Origin of the sequence: Allomuricauda sp. NFXS6 (genome assembly GCF_040148835.1) — a bacterium.
Taxonomy (GTDB): Bacteria; Bacteroidota; Bacteroidia; order Flavobacteriales; family Flavobacteriaceae; genus Flagellimonas.
In genome coordinates this window covers 1-5,480 of sequence record NZ_JAGEMG010000020.1, presented here as the reverse complement: position 1 = coordinate 5,480, position 5,480 = coordinate 1, and the positions used below count along the sequence as shown (strand labels likewise).

Below are 5,480 nucleotides of genomic sequence, written 5' to 3'. Positions count from 1 at the left end.
CTATGTCAGTTGTGTTCGTGGCAATGTTCGTGGCATTCGTTGAAATATTACCTGTATTGCTTGTGATGTCGGCGGTATTATCCGCTATGTCAGAGGCATTGGCCGCAACACCTGCGCTGTCGTCAAGGCTACTTAAATCAGCAGTGGTCGAAGCGCCATTTTGGATATCTATCTGTAATTGGTTGGAACCGTTAAGCGTTGCCCCGGTTAAATCTTGACTATCTGTATTCGTATCTATCAAAGCTGCTAGATCGGCCAATGCTACAGCATAAGAATTGGCGTCAGAATCGGTTATTACTAAATTGGTATTTGTACCGTCAATATCAAATGAGGTTACCGTAGTATTTGAATCTGTAAGCACATCTTGTAAACTACTTAAATCTACATTTAAACTTCCTCCATCTTCCAAAGAAAGTGACAGAATATTAGTAGCATCATCAAAGGTAAAACCTGTTAATTGCTGATCATCGGAGGCGGTGAGCTCCCAAGTATCACCATCCCAAAAATATATTGTTCCTGTATTGGTGTTTACATAAATATCTCCCAAATCTGCACCGGATGGGGTCGTGGCACCCGAAACGGAAACATCTGTGCCCTTAAGGACTTCACAATTACATTGATCCTGAAGGGTTACTGTAGTTTGAGAAAAGGCAATTCCTGTAAAAAGTAGAAACAGTAGGGCTAGAATGCTCTTTTTCATGAGGTTACTTTTAAATGAAGATTGTATTTGCTGTAGTTTTGTTGATTTCTTATATTCAGTTGATATATTCTTTCGGGATTCAACACACCGAATCTTCAACCGACTACAAAATTACCCTCACATTTAGGGGTAGAAAATAATTGTTGTGAACGGAGAGAATAGAACTGTATAGCTCCCAAAATTTGAGGTTACTCCAATATTTTTTTACATTTTTTTTAATACAGTTCGTCGATGAGATCAAATTTATCGGTGTTTCACGTAGGTTGAATCCTACACTTGACATATCTTGAATAAATACTGAAATGAAATACATCAGAATATGAAAAATTATGTTTCAGCTTAAAATGAAGCATAAAAAAACGACCCCGAAAGAGGTCGTTTTTTACTATAAAATTTTTCTAAGAATATTTATTCAAAAATGATAAACTCAGATCGTCTATTCAATTGATGTCGCTCCTCTGGGCATCGTACTCCGTTAACGCAATCGTTTACCAAACGGGTCTCACCGAATCCTTCTCCTTGAAGCCTATCTGGAGCTATTCCCTTGGATATCATATAATTTACGGTAGATTCCGCTCTTTTTTGCGACAACCAAAGATTATAAGCATCAACTCCTCGGCTATCAGTGTGCGAGTTCACCTTAATCTTTAAACTTGGATATTTCTCCATAGCCACAATGACCTTCTGAATCTCAATTTCAGCATCAGGTCTGATATTAAATTTGTTTAAATCGAAGTAAATGGTGCTCAATTGCAGCAGCTTTGCCAAGTCGTCTCCAAATCCTCCTGTTACCAAATCACGTTCCAGATAAAAATCTACGATACGTGGTTTACCGTCCGAAATGGGCAAATACTCTTCTGCAGGCACATAGCCATCCCTAGAGGCCCTCACAAAATTACCTTTAGAGCAATCCAACATTAATATATAATTCCCATCAGAATCGGTAATAGTGGAAGAAATCTCGTTGTTTTCCTCATCGATAATCTTTACGGTTGCACCTGCCAAAACCTCGTTGGAAATCCGGTCCCGGACTGTTCCCGTTACTTCTTGTATGCAGTCCAATGTCAGCGGTTCGTTCTCCACAAATCCATAGATATCATCACCTCCCACACCTCCATCACGGTTGGAAGCAAAGAACCCAGTTTTTTCATCTGAATCATAAATATAGGAGAAGTCATCTTTCTGTGTATTGACCGGTTTCCCCACATTAACCACTGGTTGGGAATAATCGTTATACGCTATTTTGGTGGCGAAAACATCCAATCCTCCCAAGCCTTGGTGTCCATCGGAGGAAAAATAGAGTACACCTTCTTTAGAAATGTACGGAAATGTTTCCCTGGCCATAGTGTTTATGTTATTGCCCAGATTTTTGATAGGCCCATATGTACCGTCACCAATAATATTGGTCACGAAAATATCGGACGCTCCCAAACTGCCCGGCATATCGGAAACAAAGTACAACTTTTTGCCATCTGGGCTTAACATTGGATGAGCCACGGAGTAGTCATCACTATTGAATGGGAGCTCTACAATATTGGTCCACTCTCCATCAATCTTTTCCGCACTATAGATTTTTAAACGAATAATGCCTTCTTCATCCTTCTTCTTTCTCCCATCAAAAAAATTGTTTCGGGTAAAGTACATGGTTTGACCATCTTTGGCAACTATGGTGGTGGACTCGTGCAATCGTGTATTGATATCTCCTTCGAGTTTCAATACCTTATCCTTAGAAACACTATCTGCATTTACTTTATAAAGATCCAAAAAGTCGCTTGCGTTCCAAGTGTGCCGATATCTCGCAAAATTGCCTGTATCCCTATCGGATGCGAAAATGAGCCCTTTTTCGTAATAGGCGGCGGCAAAGTCCGAATACTTACTGTTGTACGGGAATGGCTTTAGCGTATATCGCCCTGAGTTTTTCTCGATCTTGGCCATATAATCTTCATCAAAATCCACCATGGCAGAGGTCATTTCCCTAAACTCTTTCATAGTGCTGGTGGATTCATCATAATTGCCAACGGACTTTAAACTCTGGGCATATCTAAAGACTTCTTCTACCGAAATCTCGTCCGGGTAGGTTTCCTTCAACTTTTTATAGGTTTGGGCCGCTTCTTGGTACTTGGCATTGAAATAATAGGAGTTGCCCAGCCTTTTCAACAAGTCGGGAGAGCTATACCCTTTGTCCAATACCTTTTTATAGATATCGATTGCTGGACTAAATGAGTACTGTTTGTACTGCTCATCAGCCCGTTCCATAATCCTATTGATCTGTTTATCGGGAATACTGTCTTGTTGAGCTGTTAGCTTAACCAGACATCCGCAAACGATAATCAATAATGTGAATATTCTTTTCAGCATTCTAAACTATATTAAAAGAATCTTGGTGATATGGTTCTTTGAAAGGATTTCAACAGTTCCAACCTTAGGAAAACTTCAAACGATCCTTCGTTGAACTGTGTCCCGCCCAATTCCGTTACCTCACGATCATAAGCCAGTCCCAACATTATTTGGTCGGTCACTTGAAATCCTACCAATCCACTTACAGCGGCATCCCAACGGTATGCTGCTCCAAAACTGAATTTGTTGGCAAATAGGAAGTTGGCCGAAAGATCTACTTGCAAAGGTGCTCCGCCCACGGCTTTTGTGAGCAAGGCCGGTTTAAACTGAAGGTCTGCTCCTATATCGAAAACATATCCTGTTATCAAATAAATATTCATGCGTTCTGCCGATAGAAAGTTGACACCATCCGAGTTGTCATTATCAAAATATTCCGATTCCAGTACGTTTGGAGCGGAAACCCCAGCGTAAAATTTATCTGTATGGTAGTAGATGCCAAGTCCAAAATTTGGAGTGAACCTATTATCTATATTGTTTTGATTGACGACTTCTTGGTCAAAATTTCTTAATCCATTAAAGTCCAAACTCAACATATTTCCTCCAGCTTTCAACCCAAAGGATAATTTGGCATCCAAGGATACATCGATGGTATAAGATACAACGGCATCCAAATAGGTTTCTTGAACCACACCATCTCCAATATTATCGTTAACAATGGAAATACCGTATCCTAACCTACTATTACGTATAGGTGAATGCAAATTCAGGGTAAAGGTTTCCGGGGCTCCATCCAAACCCACCCATTGCGAACGATAGAGTCCAGCAAAACTGAGCTGTCCCCTAGAACCAGCGTAAGCCGGGTTCACGCTCAAGGTGTTATACATATATTGTGTGTACTGGGCATCCTGTTGGGCCATTACACCTGTGGATATAATTCCAATAAACAATAACGTAGTTAAACAATGTTTTTTTATCATTCTATCCATATTGTTATCTGCTCAAATAAATGTATTCCGAGTTGGTAAAACTTCCTCGTTCGGTTTCGTAATTGAATATGTAAAAATAAACTCCTGCGGGAAGATAATCGTTAACGCTCAACGCAGATTTACCACGAACGCGCCCATCAAAAACATTGTTCACATTATCATAGTTCTGACCTTCAAATACCAAAGTTCCCCAACGATTAAATATTTTGATGCTAGAGGATTTGACATATTGAAGTCCCCGTATAAATAGGAAGTCATTTTTCAAATCTCCATTGGGTGTCAGCATTTGATTTACCTCAATAGCCTCAACAATCACGGTGACCGTTGCTGTATCACAATTATCCGGATTGCCTACTTCACAGATGGTGTACTCTATAGTGTATGTTCCTTGTTCAGTTTCCTGGGCCACGGTAACGCTACCATCCGTATTTACCGTAAGCTGATTGGTAGGTGTAGATGTTAGAATCACATCTCCCAATGATACGGACTCGTCGTTTAAAGTATCGTTGAGCAACACATTACTCCCTTCAATCAAACCACCTACTGTCCCTGCACCATAACTATCATCAACAGCATCGATAACATTATCGGCTCCTTGCATTACTTCCACAGTAACCGTAGCCGTATCACAATTATCAACATCCATAACATCGCAAATGGTATAATCGATGGTGTACGTTCCGGCTGCTGTTCCCGGGACAACGCTTACGCTTCCGTCCTCGTTGATGGTGAGTTCATCTGTTGGTGTTGAGGTCAAAATGACATCGGCAAGCGTTGCCGTTTCCCCATTATAGGTGTCGTTGAGCAGTACGTTGCTGTCGGGAATCACTCCGCCATCACCGGTTTCTGCTATATTCTGATCGTCCACTGCATCGATGACATTTCCTGCTCCCTGCATTACTTCCACAGTGACCGTAGCCGTATCACAATTATCCACATCCATAACATCGCAAATGGTATAATCGATGGTGTAGGTTCCGGCTGCTGTTCCCGGGACCACGCTTACGCTACCATCCCCGTTGATGATGAGCTGATCTGTTGGTGTTGAGGTCAAAATGACATCGGCAAGCGTTGCCGTTTCCCCATTATAGGTATCGTTGAGCAGTACGTTGCTCTCGGGAACCACTCCGACATTTCCGGTTTCCGCTATATATTGATCGTCCACTGCGTCTATCATATTTCCTGCTCCCTGCATTACTTCCACAGTGACCGTAGCCGTATCACAGTTTCCTGAATCGACAGTATCGCAAATGGTGTAATCGATGCTGTAGGTTCCGGCTGCTGTTCCCGGGACCACGCTTACGCTACCATCCCCGTTGATGATGAGCTCATCTGTTGGTGTTGAGGTCAAAATGACATCGGCAAGCGTTGCCGTTTCCCCATTATAGGTATCGTTGAGCAATACGTTGCTCTCGGGAATCTCTCCGCCATCTCCGGTTTCCGCTATATATTGATCG

Annotated in this window: 4 protein-coding genes; all 4 read right to left on the bottom strand. The window is 41.6% G+C overall.

Going from position 1 to position 5,480, the window contains the following annotated elements; all coding sequences use genetic code 11:
• Nucleotides 1-700: hypothetical protein (locus tag J4E06_RS18340; RefSeq protein ID WP_349525443.1), on the bottom strand; the 700-nt coding region annotated here is incomplete at its 3' end.
• A gap of 408 nt (nucleotides 701-1,108) precedes the next feature.
• A complete protein-coding gene (locus J4E06_RS18335; protein ID WP_349525442.1) occupies nucleotides 1,109-3,058 on the bottom strand; it encodes an OmpA family protein in 1,950 nt (649 codons plus the stop codon).
• 11 nt (nucleotides 3,059-3,069) lie between these two features.
• Nucleotides 3,070-4,014: a PorP/SprF family type IX secretion system membrane protein gene (locus tag J4E06_RS18330; protein ID WP_349525441.1), complete on the bottom strand. Its 945-nt coding sequence runs from the start codon at nucleotides 4,012-4,014 to the stop codon at nucleotides 3,070-3,072.
• 13 nt (nucleotides 4,015-4,027) lie between these two features.
• A partial coding sequence (locus J4E06_RS18325; RefSeq protein WP_349525440.1) for a T9SS type B sorting domain-containing protein occupies nucleotides 4,028-5,480 on the bottom strand: 1,453 nt, incomplete at its 5' end.